This window comes from Pseudomonas sp. P7548 (assembly GCF_013386585.1).
GTDB lineage: Bacteria > Pseudomonadota > Gammaproteobacteria > Pseudomonadales > Pseudomonadaceae > Aquipseudomonas.
On the sequence record NZ_JACARO010000156.1, the window covers coordinates 1 to 374 of the forward strand.

At 61.8% G+C, this 374-nt stretch carries 1 protein-coding gene; it reads left to right on the plus strand.

What is annotated here, in order from left to right; all coding sequences use genetic code 11:
* Positions 1–374: circularly permuted type 2 ATP-grasp protein (locus HX803_RS31765; RefSeq protein WP_178926023.1), on the plus strand; the 374-nt coding region annotated here is incomplete at both ends.

Here is a 374-nt window from a genome sequence, read left to right on the forward strand (position 1 = left end):
CGCGAAGCCGATTTGCTGTTCCATCGGGCCGGGATCACCTTCACCTTGTATGGCGACGAGCAAGACACCGAGCGCCTGATCCCCTTCGACATCATCCCCCGCAGCATCCCCGCCAGTGAATGGGCCGTGATCGAACGTGGCTGCATCCAGCGCGTCAACGCACTGAACATGTTCCTTGCCGACATCTACCACGACCAACGCATCATCAAGGCTGGGATCATCCCTGCCGACCAGGTGCTGGGCAACGAGGGCTACCAGAAGGCCATGGTCGGCCTGGACCTGCACCGCGACATCTACTCGCATATCTCGGGCGTTGACCTGGTGCGCGACGGCGACGGTACCTACTACGTGCTCGAAGACAACCTGCGCACCCC